Source organism: Pseudomonas sp. C32 (genome assembly GCF_030417915.1).
Lineage (GTDB): Bacteria > Pseudomonadota > Gammaproteobacteria > Pseudomonadales > Pseudomonadaceae > Aquipseudomonas.
The window spans coordinates 198,446-220,784 of record NZ_JAUHUK010000002.1; the positions used below are offsets into that span (position 1 = coordinate 198,446).

Sequence of the window (22,339 nt, forward strand, 5' to 3'; positions counted from 1 at the left end):
TCTTTACTTGTACATACAAGCATATGCAATCAAGCGGCCAACTTGTTGGATGGGTGTTCAAGAAAAATTCTGAAAGGGCTGGAGAGCTCATGGAACAAGGGTTGTGGCGAAGATGAAATTTTCTGCGGGGATTTTTTGGAGGTCGCGACGATTGTTACTGAAGCGTGGTTTTGAGCCACGCTGGGGCGTTCGGTAACAAAGTGGTGCGCGATGGGGAACAGCTTTTCGTAGGGGCCGGCTTGCTGGCGATAGCGTCCTTAAGATAGCTATCGCCAGCAAGCCGGCTCCTACAGGGTGGGGTTCAGCGCTCTGTCAATTCGATCACGCAACAGGCGCCGCGAATGGAAACCTCGAGAAGACCTATGTTACCAACAAGCTGAAGGCAATCATGGCGACCCAGCTGCGAAGCACTGTTACCGACTTTCACTTCCAACGTTTCGCTGATGCTGAACACCAACACGGTGCCCGCCGAACTGAAGAACCGTTGCTCCCCACTCAACCACTGCAACCGCGCGGCATAACGCTGCGGTGCATAGATGAGGTTGAAATCGCGAATCGGGCCAGCGAGCAATGTGCAGGAAACCTTGCTCTCACCACTAAAGGCAAACGGGTCCAGCGGTAACAGCGACCGAGTGTCCTGACCATCCACCGTCAGGGTCATGCCATCGCCCTGCAACACGGTGATCACCCGCTCGTAACCGGCGAAGGTGGAAAACCCGCCCGACTCGCCAATGTCGGCAATCGACAGGCGCCAGCCAAAGCCATCCAGGCCAGTGCCGGCATCACGGGTAATTTCTTCAGTACTGCCGCCGCCGTTTTTCCACGGCATGCGCGGGTAATCTTTGGCGCGTAGAACTTTCAAACTGCTCATTTGTGAAACCGACCTTCCAGACGATGACGGGAACCCGGGTGGATCAAGCGAGCAGCAGTCACTGGCTGACGGCCGGACCAGGTGCGGCGACGGATCAGCAGGCACGGCTCGCCTTTTTCAATCTGCAGCAATTTGCATTCAGACGCCTCGGCCAGGATCGCCTCGACCACATGTTCGCCTTCGGTCAGTGGCGCGACCTGATTGAGATAGGCGTAAGGCGTTTGCAGAGTGAAGTCCTGCTTGAGGTAGTCCGGCGCCACCAGCGCGTTGACGAAACGGTCTTCGATTTGCACCGGAATATCGTTTTCGAAATGCACGATCAGCGAGTGGAACACTTTCTGACCTTCGCGCATGTCCAGCGCCAAAGCGCGCTCGGAGCCGGCAGCCTCTTCTTCGAGGGTGATGACCTTGCACGTGTGGCGATGACCGCGAGAGGCGATTTCGTCGGCGATGTTGTGCACTTCGAACAGGGCGGACTGGCTTTTCGGCTCGGCTACGAAAGTGCCGACCCCTTGCATGCGCACCAACAGACCGTCGGCGGTCATCTCGCGCAAGGCGCGGTTGATGGTCATGCGGCTAAAGCCCAACTGGCTGACCAGTTCGCTTTCCGACGGAACGCGATAGTGCGGCGGCCAGTTACCACTGTCGATTTGCTGGGTGATCATCTGTTTGACGCGGGCGTACAAGGGCGCCGGACTGTCGCCCATGTTCGCGGCCAACGGAGAAACTGGAGGCGGAGTCGGCACGGTTAATCCTTGGTCGTTTAGTGAATGTCGCTAGCTTGCCGGAGTTTACCGAGCAGGCAAACGTCTGTATATGTATATACAAATAACACACGATGGGGTGCTGAACCATGTCCGCCTTCTTTGCCGAACGCGCGCTGCTGCCTAGTGGATGGGCCAACAATGTACGTCTTGAGGTCAGCGCCGAGGGCGTATTGACCCATATCCAGGCCGACTCCCATGCAGATGGCGCCGAACGGTTGAGCGGTCCGCTACTGCCGGGCATGCCGAATCTGCACTCCCACGCCTTCCAGCGGGCCATGGCCGGGCTGGCGGAAGTGGCGGGCAATCCGAACGACAGTTTCTGGACCTGGCGCGACTTGATGTACCGCCTCGTCGGAAAAATCAGCCCGGAGCAACTCGGCGTCATCGCCCGTCAGCTGTACATCGAAATGCTCAAGGCCGGTTACACCTCGGTGGCGGAGTTTCATTACGTGCACCACGACAACAACGGTCAGCCTTACGCTGATCCGGCCGAACTGGCGCTGCGCATCAGTCAGGCCGCCAGCTCCGCCGGGATCGGCCTGACCCTGCTGCCGGTGCTGTACAGCCATTCCGGTTTCGGCGGCCAAGCGCCAAACGAGGGTCAGCGCCGCTTTATCAACAGCACTGAAAACTACCTCACGCTGCAATCGAGGCTGCAACCGTTACTGGCGCAGCAACCGGCGCAATCGCTGGGCCTGTGTTTCCACTCGTTGCGTGCGGTCACGCCGCAGCAGATCAGCGAAGTGCTGGCAGCCAGCGACAAGCAATGCCCGGTGCACATCCACATCGCTGAACAGCAGAAAGAAGTCGACGACTGCCTGACCTGGAGCGGTCGTCGTCCGCTGCAATGGCTGTACGAAAATACTGAAGTCGATCAGCGCTGGTGCCTCGTCCACGCCACCCACGCCAACCCGGAAGAAGTCACGCTGATGGCCAAGAGTCGCGCCATTGCCGGCCTGTGCCTGACGACCGAAGCCAACCTCGGTGACGGAATTTTCCCGGCAGTGGATTTCCTCGCCCAAGGCGGACGCATGGGTATCGGGTCCGACAGCCATGTGTCACTGAGTGTGGTGGAAGAACTGCGATGGCTGGAATACGGCCAGCGTCTGCGTGATCAGCGGCGTAATCGTTTGTATGGCGCGGATCAACCGATGGTCGGGCGCACCTTGTTTGATGCGGCGCTGGACGGCGGCGCTCAGGCGCTGGGGCAACCGATTGGTGCGCTGGAAGTCGGCAAGCGCGCCGACTGGCTGGTGCTGGACGGCAACGATCCGTACCTGGCGACAGCCAATGGTGACGGGATTCTGAATCGCTGGTTGTTTGCCGGTGGAGATCGTCAGGTGCGGGATGTATTGGTGAATGGCCAGTGGGTGGTGCGTGACGGGCGGCATGCGGATGAAGAGGAAAGCAGCCGCGCCTTCACCCAGGTCCTGCGCGATCTTCTGGGCTAACCCAAAACCCTTGCAGGAGCTGGCTTGCCAGCGATGAGGCCGTCAGATTCAACATCATTGTTGCCTGACAGGCCGCCATCGCTGGCAAGCCAGTTCCTACAGGGGTTGCGTGATTAGTTCGAGGTCTTCGCCATCTGCGTATCCGACGCCCGCCAGATCAGCCGCGTGGTGTCGTAACCCTGCTGACGCGCCTTGCTTAGCAGTTCTTCACGCACCACACCGTTCACGGTCGGGGTGCGTGACAACAACCACAAATATTTGCGGCTCGGATCACCGACGATGGCGCTCTTGTAGTCATCGCTGACGTACAACACCCAATATTCGCCCTTCGCCGTACCCGGAATCAGCCGCGAAAACCAGGTATCGAACTCGACCCACAATTTGTCGGTCTTGCCCGGCACCTGTGGATAAGCGGTGCCCTTGACCTCCTCCCATTGCCACTGCGCCGTCAGGCAGCGATTCAACACCCCGACGTTGCCGTCGGGTTTGAGCGTGTAATGAGCTTCGGATTGCGCACAGTCGCGCTGGAAGTACATCGGCAAACGGGCCAATTCGTACCACTTGCCCTGGTAACGCTTGAGGTTGACGCTGTTGACGGTTTTTGGCGCCAACGTATCCTGGCCAGACGTGGCACAGCCAGCCAACACCAGGCCGGCAAAAAGGATGATAAATAACCGCTTCATTGTTCTTCTCCCGTGGGCAGTCCGCCCCGGTTTACTTCAGGCCTTGGCCAGAAAACATCAGCACTTTTTCACCGGCATACTGCACGCTGATAAAGCTGTTCTTGTCACCCCAGGTGCAGCTGGACATGCCGAGCGCGCCTGAACAATCGGCGGGCTTGCCCAACAGGGTTTCGACCTCGGCTTTGGTCATTCCTGACGAGAGCTTCGAATAGTTTTCCTGATTGACCTTGCTGCACGCAGCGAGCAACACGCAGAAGGAAAGCAGGGCGATGGATCGCAGCGACATGGTGTAACTCCGGGGTGTAGGGGAATGGCATGGCTGCCAAGCTGAAGCTTAGAAGAGAAAACCCCTCTCTGGTTCCCTGACCCCATGGCTATTTGTTGGCCCGCTCGTCATCCATCGGCCGAAAAACCAATCACTTTTTTTGTCTATCCGGTTTTTCGTCGATTTTCATCAAATCCGCCTAATCTTTGGCGCCGCACAGTCGACATAGGTGCAACGCAAAAGCCACGCCTGTGGCGTTTGCCTCCCCTTTGTTGACCCGACCCTCTGCGGTAGCTCATCCAAATGACCAGAAACATGAAGTTCAGCCACAAGATCTTGCTGGCTGCCGCCCTCGTGGTGGCCGTCGCATTCGCTTGTTTCATCCTGTTCAACGACTATCGCCAGCGCCAGACCCTGCGCAGCAGCACCGAAGCTTCGATGCAGGAACTCGGCAGCCTGACCACCAGCAACATCCAGACCTGGCTGGAAAGCCGCATGCAGTTATTGCAGTCGATGGCTCAACAGGTCACAGCAGATGGCAATGCCCCGGCCAGCCTGAAGCGCATCATTGACCTGCCCGCCTACACCGGCAATTTCCAGCTGAGCTACTTTGGCGGTACCGACGGCGTGATGTTCTCGGTCCCGGCGGGCAATCGCGCAGCGGACTACGATCCGCGCGCCCGTGGCTGGTACAAGGCAGCCAACAGCGCACAGCAGACCATCGTCACCGAACCGTACATCGCCGCATCGTCCGGAAAACTGGTGATCACCGTGGCAACCCCGGTGCAGCACCAGGGCCAGATGATCGGTGTAGCAGGCGCTGACATTGATCTGTCCAGCGTCAGTGCGATCATCAACTCGCTGAACTTTAGCGGTCACGGCCATGCCTTCATCGTCAGTGCCGACGGCAAGATCCTGATCCACCCGAACAGCAAACTGGTGCTCAAGAACCTGACCGAGGCCTACCCCAATGGCGCGCCAAAAGTCAGCCCGGGCATGAAAGAAGTCGAGATCGACGGCAAGCGTCAGTTCATCTCTTTCACCCACGTCAACGGCGTGCCGTCGGCAGACTGGTACGTGGCACTGGTGCTCGACCAGGACACCGCGTTTTCGATGCTCAGCGAATTCCGCACTTCGGCGATCATTGCCATGGTGATTGCGGTGGTAATCATCATCGCGTTGCTGGGCATGCTGATCAGCCTGTTGATGCAACCGCTGCTGACCATGGGTCGCGCCATGCATGACATCGCCGAAGGCGACGGTGACCTGACCAAACGCCTGACCATCCACGGTCACGACGAGTTCGGCGCGCTGGGGTTGTCGTTCAACCGTTTCGTCGAGCGTATCCACGCCTCGATCAGCGAAGTGTCCTCGGCCACCGGCCAGGTCAACGAAGTCGCCCTGCGCGTTGTGGCGGCGTCCAATTCGTCGATGTTCAACTCCGACCAGCAAGCCTCGCGCACCAGCAGCGTGGCCGCCGCGATCAACCAGCTCGGCGCCGCAGCCCAGGAAATCGCCCAGAACGCCGCCCTTGCCTCGCAACATTCGAGCGACGCCCGTGCCTTGGCTGAAGACGGCCAACAGGTTGTGGATAAAACCATCGCCGCCATGCAACAGCTCTCGGCGAAGATCAGCGATTCGTGCGGCAACATCGAGACGCTCAACAGCAACACGGTCAACATCGGGCAGATTCTGGAAGTGATCACCAGCATCTCCCAGCAGACCAACCTGCTGGCGCTCAACGCCGCCATTGAAGCCGCACGAGCGGGTGAAGCCGGACGCGGTTTCGCGGTAGTTGCCGACGAAGTGCGCAACCTCGCCCACCGCACGCAGGATTCTGCGCAGCAAGTGCAAACCATGATTGAAGAGCTGCAAGTCGGCGCCCGCGCAGCGGTGGGCATCATGACCGACAGCCAGCGCCAGAGCGAAAGCAGTGTCGGCATCGCCAATCAGGCGGGTGAGCGACTGGAGAGCGTGACCCAGCGTATCGGCGAGATTGATGGCATGAACCAGTCGGTCGCGACCGCCACCGAAGAGCAAACGGCTGTGGTGGAGTCGATCAACGTCGACATTACCGAGATCAACACGCTGAACCAGGAAGGTGTGGAGAACCTGCAGTCGACCTTGCGTGCGTGTGCCGATCTTGAGCAGCAGGCGGCGCGGTTGAAGCAGTTGGTGGGTAGTTTCAGGATCTGAGGCGCTTTCGCGGGCCCCATCGCTGGCAAGCCAGCTCCTACAGGGATCTTTGTCGTACTGGAGATCTACTGTAGGAGCTGGCTTGCCAGCGATGGCGGCATCAGCAACAGCGAAAAATCAGAACCGAGAGCCCGGCTTCGACAGAAACGCGAGTTCCTGTGCAGTACTCTCCCTTCCCAACACCGCATTGCGATGGGGAAACCGTCCGAACTGCGCAATGATTTTCTGGTGCTTCTCGGCGTAATCCAGGTAATCGGCAAACAACGCCCGGTCACCTTCAGGCTGCTGCGCCACCAATTCGATGTAACGCGAGACGCCTTCGTTCTGCACCGCGAGGTTTTCGCTGTGCTCGAACACCAGATAGATGAACACCCGTTGAATCGGCCGCAACTGCCGATCGAAATCCGCCGCAATGCCTTGGGCCACGAGTTTCTGTGCCCGGGAATCGCCGGAAAACGCTTTGGGTGTGTCGCGAAAGATCATTCGCGGGAGTTGATCGAGTAACAGCACCAGTGCCAGCCAACCTTCGGGACGTTGCATCCACTCGGTCAATCCGCCGGCCAGTGCCTGCTCGACCTGGTCCTCGAAGCGCGTGCGCGCTTCGAGGTCCTGGCTGTCGCGCTTGCCGAACCACAACTTGCCCTTCTGCGCCGCTACTTCGCTCGCTGATCCGGAACTTCCGAACCACCAATCGAGCAGCGGCTGCCAGGGCGCGTTCATGGTTTATTCCTTGTGGTAAGCCGTGGCGCGTGCAACTTCTTCCTTCGAACCCAGGAACACCGCTACACGCTGGTGCAGGCCTTCCGGCTGGATGTCGAGGATGCGCTGGTGGCCGTTGGTCGAAGCGCCACCCGCTTGTTCCACGAGGAACGACATCGGGTTGGCTTCGTACATCAGACGCAGTTTGCCCGGCTTGGACGGCTCGCGGTTGTCGCGTGGGTACATGAACAGACCGCCACGGGTCAGGATGCGGTGTACGTCGGCAACCATCGCTGCGACCCAACGCATGTTGTAGTTCTTCTTCAGCGGACCTTCTTCGCCAGCCAGCAACTCGCCGACGTAACGTTGGACCGGAGCTTCCCAGTGACGCTGGTTGGACATGTTGATGGCGAATTCCTGGGTGCTTTCAGGAATGGTGATGTTTTCGTGGGTCAGTACGAAGCTGCCCATTTCACGGTCCAGGGTGAAACCTTTCACGCCGTCGCCCAGGGTCAGGATCAGCATGGTCTGTGGACCGTAGATCGCGTAACCGGCGGCCACTTGCTGAGTACCTGGCTGCAGGAAGGCCTTTTCATTCAAAGGCTCGTTCTGGCTCAGGTATTCGTTCGGGCAACGCAGTACCGAGAAGATCGTGCCGACCGGGGCGTTGATGTCGATGTTCGACGAACCGTCCAGCGGGTCGAATACCAGCAGGTAGGCGCCTTTCGGGTATTTGCCCGGGATCTGGTAGGCATTGTCCATTTCTTCGGACGCCATGCCGGCCAGGTGACCGCCCCATTCGTTGGCTTCGAGCAGGATCTCGTTGGAGATCACGTCGAGCTTCTTCTGCACTTCGCCCTGGACGTTTTCAGTGCCCATGCTGCCCAGAACGCCGCCGAGGGCGCCTTTGGACACGGCGTGGTTGATCTCCTTGCAGGCACGCGCCACCACTTCGATCAGGAAGCGCAGATCGGCAGGAGTGTTGTTGCTGCGGGTCTGCTCAATCAAATAGCGACTCAAGGTAACGCGGGACATGGAAGGCTCCGGAGGAATGGGGGGCTAAAAACCCGCGCAGTTTAACGCGAGTCGGGGCGCATTTCCTCCTATCAGACGTGATCGGCCAAAGAGAGTTCAGGCGCGGGGTTGAGCGTAGTTGCAAATCCACCCAATTGTGGCGAGGGCGCTTGCTCCCGTCGGGGCGCGAAGCGGCCCTGTTCCGTACCTCTCACGGCTGCTTCGCAACCGAACGGGAGCAAGCGCCCTCGTCACAGATTCAAGTTTTGGCCGAAGGCTTGCGCAACAAGCTGAACGCCATTGCCGCCAAAAACAAAACGCTGAGCAACAACACCGACCACAGGCCGAATTTCTTCCAGTGGATACCCGATGCTGCCGGCGCTGTCGAAACTGCCGGGGTAACCACCGCCCCACCGTCCACCATCGCCCTGCCCAGCGTCGCCAGTTTCGCCGCGCTGTAGTCCGGTATCAGTGTCGACAACGGCAAGTTGGCTGCCTTCATCGTCGAATTGCCCAGCGCCAGCGTATAGGGCCCTGGTCCGCGGGCCAGAAACACCAGGTGCGTTGCACGTACGGCGAACTTCACGGTGGGCGCCTCTGCGCCCAAGCCACCGCCGCGCTCGTCCACGGTCAGTTTCAATTGCTGAACCGTTTGCCCCGGCAGCTGCAATTCGTTTTGCACCACATCCTGACCGTTCTGGGTCAGGCGATAGAGCAAACCGCTGCTCAGCGTTTGCCATGGCAGGCTGTTATCGCGACGACCCCACAGGGTCACCGGCGCCAGGCTGTTGGGCTGACTCAACTCAACCTGCACCCGCTCGACGCTCAGGTCCATCGGCAACTGCCAGGTGTATTCACCGGCCTTCCCGGTGCTGCCGGCCAACGGTTGTGACCAGACCAACGGCAGCGGCAGACTACGGGGGCTGACGCTGACCAGTTGCGCCGAGGTCAATGTCGGCGCCGATTGCGGCGTGCTCCATAGCAGTCGCAAGTAACGCGCCGATTGGCCCGGCAAACCAATTTCATGCTGCTCGACCCGTTCGTCAGCAAACGTCAGGCGCGCCACCTGCCCTTCACCCCAGGACTGCCAGTGTTGCAAATCCTCGCTGGCTTCGATGGTGAAACGCTGGAAGCCGTCGCGTTCGCTGGTCCAGTCGAGGATCAACTGCCGCAACGGTGCCTTGATGGCGGACGCGTCGAGCAACCAGCCGCGCAGTTCTTCCTCGCCGGCCTCCAACTGACTGGAAGGCTGCACTTCAACCAACGTGCCATTGGTGTTCGATTGCACGCGCACGCTCGGCGCTTGCCCGGTGGCGCCCGCCGCGTCGTACAGCGGGAACCACTTCACGTCAGTGAGGGTGCGATTGTCGTCGGTCTTCGCCGCCTCCCGGGCCAGGGCATACGCCTGAACATCCCCGGCGGCGTTGAACACGCGCACATCGCTCAAGTCGGTCTGCCGCGCACTCAGTTGCACCGCCAACGGCAATTCGAGGCGATACCACGGGCCGTCACCCGTCACCGACAAGGGCACTTGAGTGGTGAAGTCCGCCGGTTTTTCCTGAGCGCCGGCCGACAGGGTCACCGCCACGGCAACAGCGCCTAACCAGCCCAGGTTCAGCTTCTGGCTCATGACGACACTCCTTCGGTGTCCGCGCCCGGTTTTTCAGCATCCGGCACAGACTCGACACGTTTGGGCGGCAGCGGTGCGAAATAGCCCACCACCAGCAACAGGACGCCAACGCCAATAAACGACACGATCCGCGCCAGTCCGCCGCGATTGCTCAGTTCGACAAAGAACAGCTTGGCCACGACCACGCCGATCAACGCCGCGCCAATCAACCAGACTTCGCGACGCTGGCGCAGGTGCCCGCCGATCATCAGACTCAATGCTATCAAGGTCCAGACGATAGACAGCCCGGCCTGCACCCGCATCGACGCCAGCGACAGATCCAGTTCAAACGGCACGCCGCTCCAGTGATGTGCCGTGCGCATGACCATTGCAGTAAAGAACATGAACAGCGACACGCCGGCGATCACTTGTGTGGCGTTCGCGGCGGAGCTCTGGCGCAGTGTCAGTTGCGTCGCCGCGCTGCGGGACCAGACGTAGATGCCGAACAGCGCAAACATCAGGCCCAATTCCAGCGGGTTGATCAGCGGCACGTAGGGCAACGGCTCGGCGGTGCCGTCACTGAAAGCGTTCGCCAGCCAGAACCAGCCGAGCATCAACAGTGCCAGCGGCGCAGCGGCGTAAAGGCGATATTCACGAGGGTAAGCCGATACCGGCCTTGGCCAGGCACGGGGTGCGGCCATCAGCACCAGATACAAGCTCGGCAGAATCGCCCAACCCAGCCAGCGCCAGGCGTTGTACTGCTCGGACATCAGCAGCAAGACATAGCGCAACTCCAGCGCCAGCACCCCGATAAGCAACCAGCAACCCAGCACATGGGCGGCGCTCAAGGCTTGCGCCGGCAACATCGAAGCCAGACGTCGCAGCGAAACGAAATGCACGACAAACACTGCCGCCCACATCAGCCAACCCCAATTCGCTGCCGGGTGGTACCGCGAATGCCAGGCGGCCAACAACACCCACGCGGCAGCTGGAATCAGCAAGGTGCACAGCAACCCCAACGAGGGCCACTTCAGACGCAGCGCCAACACCGCCCACAACGCAGCGCTCGCCGCCGCTATGGCCAGTAACAGCGTCGCTTGCAAGGGTACCGGCGCAAACCGCAGCACTTCGCTGATCCATGCCAGCGCCCACCAACCCGCGCCCCACACCAGCAACGCCTGGGACAAGCGCTGCACGCTCAGCCCTTCAAACGCCGTGGCAGGCTTATCGCGCTGCAAACGCCAGGCGCCGACAAACGCCACCAGCCCCAGCACCAACGGCGCCCAGAACTCGCCATGGGCCAAGGGCCGCACCTCGTCACCCAACACCGACCCCGCCACCAGGTACAACGCGCCGCCCAGCGTCTGCACGGCAAGCCCGGCAAACAGGAAGGTGCGTGATTGCAGGTGCAAACCGGCAAACAACGTGAGCAATCCGGCCAAGGCCCAACTGATCGCCGTGCCGTGTCCGAAGAAAAACAGCGGCGCCAGCAGATAAAGAAACGCCAGGCCAAGTCCCGCCAGCACCGGCAAACTTTGGCGTTCCCACGACGAGGTTTGTTCGGGCAGCGCTTTGCGTAGTCGATAGAAGCTGAACAACAGCGCAGTACCCAGCATCAATGCACCCAAGGTCGAGCCATCGAGCAGGCTGCTCTCGCTGCTGTGCAACTCGCTGAGAAACGCCAGCGCCGCCCCCAGTTGCAGCAACAGGGCGAATGCCCGGGCCAGCGCGCGTTGCTGGCGCAGGCCGAGCCAGAAAATCCCCGCACCCTCCACTGCCCACGCCGCTGTCGTCCAGTGCGCATCCAGCCCCAGCGGAATCGCCAGGCTGGTGAAAATGACGCCCAGCGCCAGGCAGGTCTCCCCCAGCAACGTCGCGCGGCCGCCCATCAACAAACGGGCCAGGCCCATGTAGATCATGCCCAGCACCAGGGCACTGAACGCGGCTGCGAATTCCAGATGCTGGACCAACGCGAATTGCAAACCGAAACCCACCAGCGGCGGGCCGAAGAGCAGCGAACCATCGACGTAATCACCCTTGCGCGCCGACCAGCGCAGCAGCGCCTCGCGATCGCTCTCCTCGGGCGCGTCGCTCATCTGCAGCAACGTGCGGCGGGCGTACAACAGACCGATGGCCAGGTACATCAGGAAGAACACCATCAGGAACGGCTCGGTGCTCCACAGCATCTCGGGATGGTAGGAGCGAATGCCCCAGGCAAAACCGATGCCGAACGTGCCGACGAAGCCAATGACATTGAGCACCCGCCAGGCCTTGAACCAGGCGATGGCAAGGATGCCGCTGTTGAGCAGGACAAAGTAACTGAACAATGCGACATGGCTGCCGGTGCCCGTGGACGCCAACAGCGGCGCAGCGAAACCGCCCAACGCTGCGGCGGCGGCCAGGCCGAGGGAATCCTGGGTAATGGCGAGAATCGCCGAGAACACCGTCACCGCCACTAGCAGGCCAAACGCCGCCGATGGGTCAAGCAACGGATGCAGGCGCATCGCGGCGAACACCGTCAGGTACAGCACGGCGATGCCGGTGCCTTGCAGGATCAATGCGTAACCGGGATTGCGGGTTCTCAGCCACCAACCCAAGCCGAGTAAACCCAAGGCCGCCGCCGCAACACCGGCGTAACGCAGCTCGACCGGCACCACCACGCCTTCGGTGGCGTATCGCAGCAAGAAAGCCAGGCCGAGAAACAACAGCACCACACCGACGCGCAACACGGTGTTGCCGCCGAACAGCCAGGCGCGGGCGTGGGCAATAGCTCGATCAATCACATTCGGGCCGCGCGGCTCGGCAGGTTGTTGTGGCTCACGGGCAACCGGATCGGGCTTCCAGGCATCGACCGGCAGCGCACGAACGGGTTCGCTGGCCATCGCGGGAGTCGGTTCGAGTTCGGGGGGGAGTTCCCAGATCAGCTCGGTGGTGATCTGGTTTTCATCCTTTACGGTTTCAGCGGAGACAACAGGCTCGGCGCTTTCGAACGTCTTGGCACCCGGCACCTCCAACACCGCCAGCCGCTGCTCGACCGCGTGCAGCGCAACTTTCGTCTGCTCCAGCAGACGATGCTGTCCGGCCGCTTGCGAGTCCAGACGCCCGATGCGAATGGCCTGGCCGATTCCCAACCCGAGCAACGCGCCCAGCAGCGCTTCGCTGAACTCTTCGTCGAGTATCCAGCCGAGCACCAGCCCAATCAGCATCAACATCCATTGCATGGTCGATATCCCTAATCGTATTGGCCAACCTGGAAAGATTAGCCCAGCCGGATACAAAAAGATCGCAGCCTTCGGCAGCTCCTACGGGATAGCGCAATACCGCGCTGTGTAGAAGCTGCCGAAGGCTGCGATCTTTTCCAGCCCACCAACCTGTCGAGCAGAGTGGAAAGTTACTCCAACGCCTTCCAGATTTCCGTCGCGTACTCGCGAATGGTCCGGTCGGACGAGAACCAGCCCATCCGCGATGTGTTCAACACTGCCGAACGCCACCACTCCTTCGAATCGTGCCAATGGGCTTCGACGCGCATCTGGGCGTTCCAGTACGAATCGAAATCGGCGCAGACCAGAAAGCGGTCGTAATCTACCAGCGAATCGATCAGCCCGGTGTAACGGGACGGATCATCCGGCGAAAACACCCCGCTGCGAATCGCTTGCAGCACATCGCCCAATCGGTGCGATGCGGTAATGTCCTGCGTGGCATTGAACTCATGGTTCTGCTTGCGCGCTTCCACTTGCTGCGCGCTGAGGCCGAAGATGAACATGTGCTCGGCGCCGATGCGATCGCACATTTCCACGTTGGCACCGTCCAGGGTGCCGATGGTCAGCGCCCCGTTCAGGCCGAATTTCATGTTACTGGTGCCGGACGCTTCAAACCCGGCGGTGGATATCTGCTCGGACAGATCCGCCGCCGGAATGATGCTCTCCGCCAGGCTGACGTTGTAGTTGGGCAGGAACACCACTTTGAGCAGACCGCGCACGGTCGGATCGTTGTTCACGACCCGGGCGATGTCGTTGGTCAGTTTGATGATCAACTTGGCCTGGTGATAACTGGCCGCCGCTTTACCCGCAAAGATCTTCACTCGCGGCACCCAGTCGACTTCCGGTTCGGCACGGATCGCCTGGTACAACGCCACGGTGTGCAGCAGGTTAAGCAATTGCCGTTTGTACTCGTGGATCCGCTTGACCTGCACGTCGAACATCGCCGCCGGATTGACCGCCACGCCCAGCCGCTCATGAATCAGGTACGCCAGGGCTTTCTTGCTGTGCAGCCGCTGCTCGGCAAAGGCCTTGCGGAACCCGGCTTTCTCGGCGAACGGTTCGAGGGCGAGCAAACGCTCTTCGGGGTTATCCAGCAGCTGCGCCCCAAGGGAATCCACCAGCATCGAGGTCAGCTCGGGATTGGCCTGATACAGCCAGCGGCGGAAGGTAATGCCGTTGGTTTTGTTGTTGATCCGCTGCGGATAGAGCTTGTGCAGTTCGGAGAACACCGTCTGGCGCATCAGTTGCGTGTGCAGCCCGGACACGCCGTTGATGCTGTGGGAACCGAGAAACGCCAGGTTACCCATGCGCACTCTGCGTCCGTTGTCTTCCTCGATCAGCGACACCGCGCGCAGCACGTCGAAATCGTGGATGCCTTTGGCCCGCAGGGAGTCGATGTGATGGGCGTTGATCAGGTAGATGATCTGCATGTGCCGCGGCAGCATGCGTTCCATCAACCCGACCGGCCAGGTTTCCAGCGCCTCCGGCAGCAACGTGTGGTTGGTGTAGGACAGCGTATCGACAGTGACCTGCCACGCCGCGTCCCACGCGACGTCGTACACGTCGACCAGTTGCCGCATCAGTTCGGCCACGGCAATCGAAGGGTGGGTGTCGTTGAGCTGGATCGCCGCGTGGTCGCCCAGGGTCAGCACCGAAGTGTGCATGTTGCGGTGACGGCGCAGCAGGTCCTGCAACGACGCGGCGACGAAAAAATATTCCTGACGCAGACGCAATTCCTGCCCCGCTTCGGTGCTGTCCGCCGGGTAAAGCACGCGGGAGATACTTTCGGCCCGGGCCACTTCGGCCACGGCGCCCAGGTGGTCGCCGGCGTTGAAGCGCTCCAGGTGCAAATCTTCCATGGCCCGGGCGCGCCACAGCCGCAGCGTATTGACACTCGCCCCGCGCCAACCGACCACCGGCGTGTCGTAGGCAATGGCCCGCACGGTTTCTGCCGGATGCCAGACTTGCCTGGACTTGCCGCTGTCATCGGTCACGGTCTCGACACTGCCGCCGAAGCCGATCGGGTAAACCACCTCCGGGCGCTCGAACTCCCATGGGTTGCCGAAATCCAGCCAATGCTCGGTTTGTTCTTGCTGCCAGCCGTCGACGATGGCCTGCCGAAACAAGCCGTGTTCGTAACGAATGCCGTAACCGTGACCCGCAATGCCGAGGGTCGACATGCTCTCCATGAAACACGCCGCCAATCGCCCGAGACCACCGTTGCCCAGGGCCGCGTCAGGCTCCAGCAGGCGGATGCGTTCAAGGTCGACGCCGAGCTCGGTCATGGCTTCGCGCGCCACGTCGAGCAGGCCGAGGTTGCTCAAGCTGTCGTAGAGCAGCCGGCCGATGAGAAATTCCAGGGAGAGGTAATAAACGCGCTTCTGACCTTTGCGGTAGATCTGTCGCGTGTGGTCCATCCAGTGCTCGACCATGTGATCACGCGCCGCCAGGGCAATGGCTTCGAACCAGTCATGGTCGAAGGCGTGATCCGGGTCTTTGCCCACCGCGTAGGTGAGTTTGGTCAAGACGGCGTCGCGGAATGCGGCCACCTCTGCTTCGCGAACAAGTGGTTCTTGAGTCATCGATAGGACCTCGAGCGAGCTTGGAATTGTCTGAGCCTAGACGGTCTGACAGGCGGTAGAGACTCTGGTTCGGCAGTTTTTCCCATGAGTGTGAGCTGGATCGTGTACCTGAATGAATGCAGGGGCCGTGCCGAATTTTGATCTTGTTGAGCCGCACATGAAAAAAATCTGGCGAAAGGTTGTTCAAAAATCCACCAGTCCCGGTATGATCGCGCGCCCTGATGCACACGCTGGTAACAACCGATGATGAAGCCCAACCTGATCGCCGCCGCGGAGATCGACCGACTCGATACCTGGGCCAAGTACTCCGCCCCGATGTGCGGCTCGTGCGTGTCCAGCTGCTGCACCCTGCCCGTCGAGGTCAAGATCAAGGATCTGATCCGTATCGGCATCGTCGACGAGTTCGAGCTGGGTGATCCGCCGAAGAACATCGCCAAGCGTCTGCAGAAAGAAGGCCTGGTCGAGCGTTTTAACCAGAAGTCGGGGATCTTCACCCTCCAGCGCATGAGCAATAACGATTGCTACTATCTGGATCGTAAGAGCCGTCTGTGCACTATTTATGAAAAGCGCCCGGATACCTGCCGCAACCACCCGAAAATCGGCCCGCGGCCGGGGTATTGCGCGTACAAGCCGAAGGAAGTGGAGCGCGAGCGAACTTCGCGGAGTATCGAGCGGTTCTGATAGCTCTTGAAATTTGCGGCGGTTGATCCACCGCTATCGCTGGCAAGCCAGCTCCTACAATGCGTACGACACGCAACCGTGTAGGAGCTGGCTTGCCAGCGATGAGGCCGGAACAAACAACCGCATAAATCCCAGACAAACAAAAACGCCCCCGGCCTTTCGACCGGGGGCGTTTTTTTGCCAGCTAACTAAATGACTTAGTTACCGGACTTCTTGGCAGCGCGGGTACGCTCGCTTTCGCCCAGGATCTTCTTGCGAAGACGGATGGACTTAGGAGTCACTTCACACAGCTCATCTTCCTGTACGAATTCCAGAGCTTGCTCCAGAGTGAACTTGACAGGCGGAACCAGAGCGATGGTTTCGTCTTTACCCGAAGCACGCATGTTGTCGAGCTTCTTGCCTTTGGTTGGGTTCACACCCAGGTCGTTGTCGCGGCTGTTCAAGCCAACGATTTGACCTTCGTAGATGTCCTGGCCGTGTTCAACGAACAGTTTGCCACGTGCCTGCAGGGTTTCCAGCGAGTAGGTCAGAGCCTTACCGGTAGCTACCGATACCAGCACGCCGTTCTGACGGCCGGACATGTCGCCGGACTTCATCGCGTCGTAACGGTCGAAGATCGAGGTCAGGATGCCGCCGCCGGAGGTCAGGGTCAGGAACTCGTTACGGAAACCGATCAGGCCACGGGCCGGGATGTTGTACTCAAGGCGCACACGGCCCTTGCCATCCGGAACCATGTTGGTCAGGTCGCCTTTACGCAGACCCATTTGCTCCATGATCGCGCCCTGGGATTCTTCCGGCAGGTCGATGGTCACGTTTTCGTACGGTTCGTGCTTGACGCCATCAACCATGCGGATGATCACTTCCGGACGACCAACGCCCATTTCGAAGCCTTCGCGACGCATGGTTTCGATCAGTACCGAGAGGTGCAGCTCACCACGGCCGGAAACCTTGAACTTGTCAGCCGAGTCGCCTTCTTCAACGCGCAGTGCAACGTTGTACAGCAGCTCTTTGTCCAGACGTTCCTTGATGTTACGGCTGGTCACGAACTTGCCTTCACGGCCGCAGAACGGCGAGTCGTTAACCTGGAAGGTCATCGAAACGGTTGGCTCGTCAACGGTCAGCGGCTTCATCGCTTCGACGTTCAGTGGGTCGCACAGAGTGTCGGAGATGAACAGCTGGTCGAAGCCGCTGATGCAGACGATGTCGCCGGCAGCTGCTTCTTCAACGTCGATGCGGTGCAGACCGTGGTGACCCATCAGCTTCAGGATACGACCGTTACGGCGCTTGCCGTCAGCGTCGATCGCCACAACCTGGGTGTTCGGCTTGACGCGACCACGAGCGATACGGCCAACGCCGATAACACCCAGGAAGCTGTTGTAGTCCAGTGCCGAGATTTGCATCTGGAACGGGCCATCGCGGTCGACTTTCGGCGCAGGTACGTCGTCGATGATCGACTGGTACAGCGGGGTCATGTCTTCAGCCATGTTGGTGTGTTCAAGACCAGCAATACCGTTCAGGGCCGAGGCGTAGACGACTTTGAAGTCCAGCTGTTCTTCGGTGGCACCCAGGTTGTCGAACAGGTCGAAGATCTGGTCCAGAACCCAGTCCGGACGCGCGCCTGGACGGTCAACCTTGTTGATTACCACGATTGGACGCAGGCCGGCTTCGAAAGCCTTCTTGGTCACGAAACGGGTTTGCGGCATAGGGCCGTCTTGAGCGTCAACCAGCAGCAGAACGGAGTCAACCATCGACATTACGCGTTCAACTTCGCCGCCGAAGTCGGCGTGGCCCGGGGTGTCCACGATGTTGATGTGGTAGCCGTTCCAGTTGATGGCGGTGTTTTTCGCCAGAATGGTAATACCGCGCTCTTTTTCCTGGTCGTTGGAGTCCATCACGCGCTCGTCGTTGAGCTCGTTGCGCTCCAGGGTGCCGGATTGACGCAAGAGTTTGTCTACCAGGGTGGTCTTACCATGGTCAACGTGAGCAATGATGGCGATGTTGCGTAGATTTTCGATCACTTGTGTATCTCGATCAGAGGATTCGGTGTGCTGACAAGTCTTGGCAGCGATTTACAGTAGAGTCAGGCCTTGCCGTTACAGCTTGACGGCAGAGTCGGGGGGCCGGTGACGCAGGCCACAGGCATACAGCCCCGGGCTCTTAGCTCGGTCGATAAACGCGCACATTGGCATGCCCCTCACTGAGCAAATGGTGGGCATGCAGGCGACTCATCACGCCTTTGTCGCAATAAAGCAGGTACTGGCGAGTAGGGTCCAGTTCCTTGAAACGAGCGTTCAGTGCATAAAACGGCATCGTTTGTACCTCGATGCCAGCCAGATCCAGCGGGTCGTCTTCAGCGGCATCCGGGTGACGGATATCGATGACGATCTGACCGGCCAGCGCCTCGCTGACTTCTTCAATTTGCAGATCCTGGCCCAATTCATCGATCACGCGATCGATCGGCACCAGTTTGGCATTCTCAAGCGCACGCTCGAGCACTGCCATGTCGAACTCTTTCTCTTCATGCTCGACGCGATGGCGTTTGGCTGCGGTCTTCGGATTGACCGAAATGACGCCACAGTACTCCGGCATGTGCCGGGCGAAATCGGCGGTGCCGATTTCGTTGGCCAGGTCGATGATGTCCTGCTTGTGGCTGGCGATCAGCGGGCGCAAGACCAGCTTCTCGGTCACACAGTCGATCACGTTCAGGTTCGGCAACGTCTGGCTCGACACCTGGGAGATCGCCTCACCCGTCACCAGCGCCTCGATTTGCAGTCGATCGGCAATTTGGGAGGAAGCGCGCAACATCATACGCTTCAATACTACGCCCATATGACTGTTATCGACTTTGCCGAGAATTTCGCCCAGGACTTCCTCGAACGGCACACTGACAAATAGCACGCGTTGAGAGCTGCCGTACTTCTTCCAGATGAAATGCGCGACTTCCATGACGCCCAGTTCGTGGGCCCGTCCGCCCAGGTTAAAGAAGCAGAAGTGGGCCATCAGGCCGCGGCGCATGATCTGGTAGGCCGCCACGGTGGAGTCGAAGCCACCGGACATCAGCACGAGCGTCTGCTCCAGTGCTCCCAGCGGATAACCGCCGATGCCGGTGTGCTGACTGTGGATCACAAACAACCGTTGGTCGCGAACTTCGATCCGGACTTCGATTTCCGGCTTTTTCAGGTCGATCCCGGCGGCACCACACTGACGGCGCAACTGGCTGCCGACATATTTTTCGATGTCTATGGAGCTAAATGGGTGCTTGCCGGCCCGTTTGCAACGCACCGAGAAAATCTTCCCGGCCAGCGCATCACCGTAGTGCTGCTTGCACTTTTCAACGATGTCGTCGAAATCGCCCAGCGGGTACTCATCGATCTGCAGGAAGTGCGCGATGCCCGGCATGCAGCTCAGGCGCTCGGTCATCTCCTTCAAGGCCTTGGGCTCGGTGACGCGGGTTTCCAGCTCGAGGTTGTCCCACACGCCGTTCACCACCACGGCCGGGTCCAGATCGCGGAGCACGGCACGGATGTTCTTGGCCAATTGACGGATGAAACGCATCCGTACCGGGCGGCTCTTGATGGTGATCTCGGGGAAGACTTTTACGATTAATTTCATGGAAACAGCGCGCGCATGGCCTGCCGAAAAAGGGGGGCGCGGATTATAGCGGAAATTGCTCAAGGTTTAACCAGTTAATGTGCAGAAGGTTTCGCGCGCACCAAAACAGGTCATTTGTTGAATTCGACGCTACATTAAAGGGCGCCATTTTCTGCTTTAACGCGTATAGAAGGCTTATAAGCGTGTTTTTGGGGCAAAAAACCCATGGTGGGGCACTGGCATGCAATTTGCTCCCTTGTGAGGCAGGTTGCCTTGGCAGAGTATTCGCGCCGGCATCACCCACATTCCAAGGGCTATCCATTACTAAGCCCGAAGCCACCCCGGAGGACACTATGTCGAAGTCGGTTCAACTCATCAAAGATCATGACGTCAAATGGATTGATCTGCGCTTCACGGACACCAAAGGCACTCAGCACCACGTGACCATGCCGGCTCGCGACGCGCTGGATGACGCTTTCTTCGAAGAAGGCAAAATGTTCGACGGTTCCTCCATCGCTGGCTGGAAAGGCATCGAAGCTTCCGACATGATCCTGATGCCGGACGACAGCACTGCCGTTCTCGACCCGTTCACCGAAGAGCCGACCCTGATCCTGGTCTGCGACATCATCGAACCTTCGAGCATGCAAGGCTACGACCGCGACCCACGTGCGATCGCCCGTCGCGCCGAAGAACACCTGAAAGCCACCGGTATCGGTGACACCGTATTCGCTGGTCCAGAGCCAGAGTTCTTCATCTTCGACCAAGTGAAGTTCAAGTCCGACATCTCCGGTTCCATGTTCAAGATCTACTCCGAACAAGGTTCGTGGATGTCCGACCAGGACGTAGAAGGCGGCAACAAGGGCCACCGTCCAGGCGTCAAAGGCGGCTACTTCCCGGTTCCGCCGTTCGACCACGACCACGAAATCCGTACCTCCATGTGCAACGCACTGGAAGAAATGGGCCTGACCGTCGAAGTTCACCACCACGAAGTGGCGACTGCCGGCCAGAACGAAATCGGCGTCAAGTTCAACACCCTGGTGAAGAAAGCCGACGAAACCCAGACCCTGAAGTACGTTGTCCACAACGTTGCTGACGCTTACGGCCGCACCGCGACCTTCATGCCTAAGCCTCTGTACGGCGACAACGGCTCGGGCATGCACGTGCACATGTCCATCTGGAAAGATGGCAAGAACACCTTCGCTGGCGAAGGTTATGCCGGCCTGTCCGACACCGCTCTGTACTTCATCGGCGGCATCATCAAGCACGGTAAGGCGCTGAACGGCTTCACCAACCCGGCCACCAACTCCTACAAGCGTCTGGTTCCAGGCTTCGAAGCGCCAGTGATGCTCGCCTACTCGGCTCGCAACCGCTCCGCTTCGATCCGTATTCCTTACGTGTCGAGCCCGAAAGCCCGCCGTATCGAAGCCCGCTTCCCGGATCCGGCTGCCAACCCATACTTGTGCTTCGCCGCACTGTTGATGGCTGGCCTGGACGGCATCCAGAACAAGATCCACCCTGGCGACGCTGCTGACAAAAACCTGTACGACCTGCCGCCTGAAGAGGCGAAAGAGATCCCACAAGTTTGCGGCAGCCTGAAAGAAGCCCTGGAAGAGCTGGACAAAGGTCGCGCGTTCCTGACCAAAGGCGGCGTGTTCTCCGACGACTTCATCGACGCTTACATCGCTCTGAAAAGCGAAGAAGAAATCAAAGTACGCACCTTCGTACACCCACTGGAATACGAGCTGTACTACAGCTGCTGATCCGGTAGCGCCGCAGCACGCGGCGTGACAAAAAAGAGGCCTCCTTCGGGAGGCCTTTTTTATTGCCAAATTTTCCTGTGGGCGCTTTTTCGGGTGTCTGGAGCATCTCGTTAAATCTTGCCCAAATGTTTTCGGCTTGGGATAACCACCCCGTCTGACCTATGCTGCAACCCAACGCTTTCGTTTCCGGTCGATTCCATGGGTCGTGGACTTCTCTTCATTCTGCTGCTGATCGCATTGCCCGCCACCGCGCAGATCTACAAGTACACGGATGCCAATGGCAACACCGCGTACAGCAATCAACCCCCGGATGGCGTGAAGACTCAAACGGTCGAACTGCCACCGCTCAATACCGTTGAACCCCAGGTCACGCCAACCTCCCCGGCGCCAACCCAAGCGAACAAACCACCCCCCAAGGCCTACGAGACACTGGAGCTCACCGGACTGCCCACCACCGAAGCCCTGCGCGCCAACAATGGCACGTTCACGGTGAATGTCTTGATCAACCCACGCCTGCAAGCTCCCCATCGGTTGCGTCTGCTGCTGGACAACCAACCTTACGGTCAGCCAAGCAATGTCCCGAGCCTGCAACTGGTCAACATTGATCGCGGAGAACACAGCCTGGCGGTACAGGTAATCGACGGCGAGACGCTCATCCAGCAAAGCCCTTCCATCACCTTCACCGTTCAGCGAGTGCACAAACGCTGAAGGCCTGCGCCAAGCTTTTCCTCGTTCCTGATACTTTTCTGACATCGCTCAGCTTTGCGCACTATATTGGTGCGAATGGTTGCACTACCGCCCAACTCCACCCCATTTTGGTTCGAAAGTACCCGCAAAAGCCGGCAGAACGCCACGCAACCGAGCGTTAAACGCCTGTTTCAGGCCTTTAGCGCTTCTTTTCGGAGCCTTG

General features: G+C 59.6%; 16 protein-coding genes. 5 read left to right on the forward strand and 11 right to left on the reverse strand.

The window, feature by feature from the left end; all coding sequences use genetic code 11:
- Positions 1-301: 301 nt before the first annotated feature.
- Positions 302-871 (reverse strand): HutD family protein, encoded by a 570-nt coding sequence (locus tag QYH43_RS03165; RefSeq protein ID WP_095151751.1) that lies wholly within the window; start codon positions 869-871, stop codon positions 302-304.
- Entirely contained in the window at positions 868-1,578 is a 711-nt protein-coding gene (gene hutC / locus QYH43_RS03170) for a histidine utilization repressor (protein WP_172435301.1), read from the reverse strand. Before hutC ends, QYH43_RS03165 begins: the two co-directional genes overlap by 4 nt.
- Positions 1,579-1,724: 146 nt before the next feature.
- On the opposite strand from hutC, the gene QYH43_RS03175 reads away from it, so the two are divergent.
- Entirely contained in the window at positions 1,725-3,089 is a 1,365-nt protein-coding gene (locus tag QYH43_RS03175) for a formimidoylglutamate deiminase (RefSeq protein WP_301156270.1), read from the forward strand.
- Positions 3,090-3,202: 113 nt separating this feature from the next.
- Here QYH43_RS03175 and QYH43_RS03180 read toward each other — a convergent pair whose 3' ends face one another.
- Complete coding sequence (locus QYH43_RS03180; RefSeq protein ID WP_095058312.1) at positions 3,203-3,772, reverse strand: lipocalin family protein; 570 nt, start codon at positions 3,770-3,772, stop codon at positions 3,203-3,205.
- 31 nt (positions 3,773-3,803) lie between these two features.
- Entirely contained in the window at positions 3,804-4,058 is a 255-nt protein-coding gene (locus QYH43_RS03185; protein ID WP_301156273.1) for a hypothetical protein, read from the reverse strand.
- A 282-nt stretch (positions 4,059-4,340) separates the two neighbouring features.
- On the opposite strand from QYH43_RS03185, the gene QYH43_RS03190 reads away from it, so the two are divergent.
- Positions 4,341-6,233, forward strand: coding sequence for a methyl-accepting chemotaxis protein (locus QYH43_RS03190; RefSeq protein ID WP_301156274.1), 1,893 nt, complete (start codon positions 4,341-4,343; stop codon positions 6,231-6,233).
- Positions 6,234-6,350: 117 nt separating this feature from the next.
- Here QYH43_RS03190 and QYH43_RS03195 read toward each other — a convergent pair whose 3' ends face one another.
- The 5 genes from QYH43_RS03195 to QYH43_RS03215 all read right to left on the reverse strand — a co-directional run bounded on the left by QYH43_RS03195 (position 6,351) and on the right by QYH43_RS03215 (position 15,397).
- A complete protein-coding gene (locus QYH43_RS03195; RefSeq protein WP_301156275.1) occupies positions 6,351-6,953 on the reverse strand; it encodes a DUF924 family protein in 603 nt (200 codons plus the stop codon).
- A gap of 3 nt (positions 6,954-6,956) precedes the next feature.
- A complete protein-coding gene (locus QYH43_RS03200) occupies positions 6,957-7,967 on the reverse strand; it encodes a class 1 fructose-bisphosphatase (RefSeq protein ID WP_095058308.1) in 1,011 nt (336 codons plus the stop codon).
- Between the two features lie 238 nt (positions 7,968-8,205).
- The gene (locus QYH43_RS03205; protein WP_301156277.1) at positions 8,206-9,576 is read right to left on the reverse strand and encodes a DUF3999 domain-containing protein; all 1,371 of its coding nucleotides are present in this window, start codon (positions 9,574-9,576) and stop codon (positions 8,206-8,208) included.
- Positions 9,573-12,776 carry a DUF2339 domain-containing protein gene (locus QYH43_RS03210; RefSeq protein ID WP_301156279.1) on the reverse strand — a complete coding sequence of 1,068 codons (3,204 nt, stop codon included), beginning with the start codon at positions 12,774-12,776 and terminating at the stop codon, positions 9,573-9,575. Before QYH43_RS03210 ends, QYH43_RS03205 begins: the two co-directional genes overlap by 4 nt.
- Before the next feature lie 170 nt (positions 12,777-12,946).
- The gene (locus tag QYH43_RS03215; RefSeq protein WP_095058305.1) at positions 12,947-15,397 is read right to left on the reverse strand and encodes a glycogen/starch/alpha-glucan phosphorylase; all 2,451 of its coding nucleotides are present in this window, start codon (positions 15,395-15,397) and stop codon (positions 12,947-12,949) included.
- A 243-nt stretch (positions 15,398-15,640) separates the two neighbouring features.
- Between QYH43_RS03215 and QYH43_RS03220 the strand changes: the two genes are divergently transcribed.
- A complete protein-coding gene (locus tag QYH43_RS03220) occupies positions 15,641-16,078 on the forward strand; it encodes a YkgJ family cysteine cluster protein (RefSeq protein ID WP_095058304.1) in 438 nt (145 codons plus the stop codon).
- A 197-nt stretch (positions 16,079-16,275) separates the two neighbouring features.
- Here QYH43_RS03220 and typA read toward each other — a convergent pair whose 3' ends face one another.
- Together typA and thiI are read right to left on the reverse strand one after the other, a co-directional pair.
- Positions 16,276-18,096 (reverse strand): translational GTPase TypA, encoded by a 1,821-nt coding sequence (gene typA / locus QYH43_RS03225; protein ID WP_095058303.1) that lies wholly within the window; start codon positions 18,094-18,096, stop codon positions 16,276-16,278.
- Positions 18,097-18,235: 139 nt separating this feature from the next.
- A complete protein-coding gene (gene thiI / locus QYH43_RS03230; protein ID WP_095151745.1) occupies positions 18,236-19,690 on the reverse strand; it encodes a tRNA uracil 4-sulfurtransferase ThiI in 1,455 nt (484 codons plus the stop codon).
- Positions 19,691-20,022: 332 nt separating this feature from the next.
- On the opposite strand from thiI, the gene glnA reads away from it, so the two are divergent.
- Both glnA and QYH43_RS03240 read left to right on the forward strand, forming a co-directional pair.
- Positions 20,023-21,429: a glutamate--ammonia ligase gene (gene glnA / locus QYH43_RS03235; protein WP_095058300.1), complete on the forward strand. Its 1,407-nt coding sequence runs from the start codon at positions 20,023-20,025 to the stop codon at positions 21,427-21,429.
- A gap of 198 nt (positions 21,430-21,627) precedes the next feature.
- Positions 21,628-22,137 (forward strand): DUF4124 domain-containing protein, encoded by a 510-nt coding sequence (locus QYH43_RS03240; protein WP_095058299.1) that lies wholly within the window; start codon positions 21,628-21,630, stop codon positions 22,135-22,137.
- Positions 22,138-22,339 lie beyond the last annotated feature (202 nt).

Bases quoted from the DNA above. Each gene is read 5' to 3' on its own strand.
- QYH43_RS03165 (WP_095151751.1), bottom strand. From the start codon at position 871: ATGAGCAGTTTGAAAGTTCTACGCGCCAAAGATTACCCGCGCATGCCG.
- hutC (WP_172435301.1), bottom strand. From the start codon at position 1,578: ATGGGCGACAGTCCGGCGCCCTTGTACGCCCGCGTCAAACAGATGATC.
- QYH43_RS03175 (WP_301156270.1), top strand. From the start codon at position 1,725: ATGTCCGCCTTCTTTGCCGAACGCGCGCTGCTGCCTAGTGGATGGGCC.
- QYH43_RS03180 (WP_095058312.1), bottom strand. From the start codon at position 3,772: ATGAAGCGGTTATTTATCATCCTTTTTGCCGGCCTGGTGTTGGCTGGC.
- QYH43_RS03185 (WP_301156273.1), bottom strand. From the start codon at position 4,058: ATGTCGCTGCGATCCATCGCCCTGCTTTCCTTCTGCGTGTTGCTCGCT.
- QYH43_RS03190 (WP_301156274.1), top strand. From the start codon at position 4,341: ATGACCAGAAACATGAAGTTCAGCCACAAGATCTTGCTGGCTGCCGCC.
- QYH43_RS03195 (WP_301156275.1), bottom strand. From the start codon at position 6,953: ATGAACGCGCCCTGGCAGCCGCTGCTCGATTGGTGGTTCGGAAGTTCC.
- QYH43_RS03200 (WP_095058308.1), bottom strand. From the start codon at position 7,967: ATGTCCCGCGTTACCTTGAGTCGCTATTTGATTGAGCAGACCCGCAGC.
- QYH43_RS03205 (WP_301156277.1), bottom strand. From the start codon at position 9,576: ATGAGCCAGAAGCTGAACCTGGGCTGGTTAGGCGCTGTTGCCGTGGCG.
- QYH43_RS03210 (WP_301156279.1), bottom strand. From the start codon at position 12,776: ATGCAATGGATGTTGATGCTGATTGGGCTGGTGCTCGGCTGGATACTC.
- QYH43_RS03215 (WP_095058305.1), bottom strand. From the start codon at position 15,397: ATGACTCAAGAACCACTTGTTCGCGAAGCAGAGGTGGCCGCATTCCGC.
- QYH43_RS03220 (WP_095058304.1), top strand. From the start codon at position 15,641: ATGATGAAGCCCAACCTGATCGCCGCCGCGGAGATCGACCGACTCGAT.
- thiI (WP_095151745.1), bottom strand. From the start codon at position 19,690: ATGAAATTAATCGTAAAAGTCTTCCCCGAGATCACCATCAAGAGCCGC.
- glnA (WP_095058300.1), top strand. From the start codon at position 20,023: ATGTCGAAGTCGGTTCAACTCATCAAAGATCATGACGTCAAATGGATT.
- QYH43_RS03240 (WP_095058299.1), top strand. From the start codon at position 21,628: ATGGGTCGTGGACTTCTCTTCATTCTGCTGCTGATCGCATTGCCCGCC.